Annotated in this window: 1 protein-coding gene and 1 riboswitch; the gene reads right to left on the reverse strand. The window is 75.3% G+C overall.

Annotation, left to right across the window (positions count from 1 at the left end; translation table 11 throughout):
- Positions 1 to 62: 62 nt before the first annotated feature.
- Entirely contained in the window at positions 63 to 932 is an 870-nt protein-coding gene (locus C1I99_RS31635) for a bifunctional 5,10-methylenetetrahydrofolate dehydrogenase/5,10-methenyltetrahydrofolate cyclohydrolase (RefSeq protein WP_111137785.1), read from the reverse strand.
- Between the two features lie 15 nt (positions 933 to 947).
- Positions 948 to 1,033, reverse strand: a riboswitch (ZMP/ZTP riboswitch).
- Positions 1,034 to 1,107 lie beyond the last annotated feature (74 nt).

Raw genomic sequence — 1,107 nt, forward strand, 5'->3', positions numbered from 1 at the left:
CCACCGGCCGCCCCTGAACCCGCCGGCCCGGCGGTGAGGGTGCCGCCGCCGGGCCGGCGGGTTCAGGGGCGGCCGGTGGTGGCGCGGCGGGCGGCGTCGAGGGCGTTGCGGAAGAGCATGGCGACGGTGGTGGGGCCGACGCCGCCGACGCGGGGGGTGATGGCCCCGGCGACCTGGGCGCAGCTCTCGTCGACGTCGGGGAGCAGCCGGCGGCCCTCGTAGCGGACGCCGCCGCCGATGACGACGGCGCCGGGGCGGACGTGTTCGGGTTGGATGATGCCGGGGACGCCGGCGGCGGCGATGAGGATGTCGGCGCGGCGGGTGTGGTGGGGCCAGTCGGGGACGCCGGTGTGCACGACGGTGACGGCGGCGTTGGCGGTGGGTCGTTTCTGGGTGAGCAGCAGGGCCAGGGGGCGGCCGAGGGTGGCGCCGCGGCCGAGGATGACCACGTCGCGGCCGGCGACGGGGATGTCGTGGTGGGCGAGCAGGGCTTCGATGCCGGCGGGGGTGCAGGGCAGCGGCCCGGGTAGGCCGAGGGCGAGTCGGCCCATGTTGAGCGGGTGCATGCCGTCGACGTCCTTGTCGGGGTCGAGGTGGTGCAGGGCGCGGTCGTGGTCGAGGTGGGCGGGGACGGGGTGCTGGATGAGCACGCCGTGCACGCTCGGGTCGGTGTTGAACTGGTCGATGACCTGGCGCAGGTCGGCCTGGGTGGCGGTGGCGGACAGGTGGATGTGCGGGCTGGCGAAGCCGAGTTCGGCGGCCTGGCGTTGTTTGATGCGGATGTAGCCGGCGCTGGCGTCGTCGTCGCCGACGAGGATGGTGGCCAGGGACGGGGTGATGCCGGCGGCGCGCAGGGCGGTGACGCCGGCGGTGACGTCGGTGAGGATGCGCTCGGCGACGGGGGTGCCGGGCAGGAGACGGGCGGTGGGCATGGGCGCTCCTCGGGCTGCGGAGGCCCAGGCGGTCGACCTCCGCGGCGTGGAGCTCCCCGATGGTTGGTGCCATCCCCTGGCCGCCAGTCGCGTCGGGGTCAGTGTGTCACAGGTGGTTCAGCCGAGGTCGACGAGCAGGGGGCGGTGGTCGGAGATGGTGGACAGGGGGGTGTGC

The sequence above is a fragment of the Micromonospora deserti genome, from assembly GCF_003236335.1.
Classification (GTDB): domain Bacteria; phylum Actinomycetota; class Actinomycetes; order Mycobacteriales; family Micromonosporaceae; genus Micromonospora; species Micromonospora deserti.

What these genes read in the sequence shown, in the direction of transcription:
- C1I99_RS31635 (WP_111137785.1), bottom strand. Translation starts at nt 932, where the DNA reads ATGCCCACCGCCCGTCTCCTGCCCGGCACCCCCGTCGCCGAGCGCATC.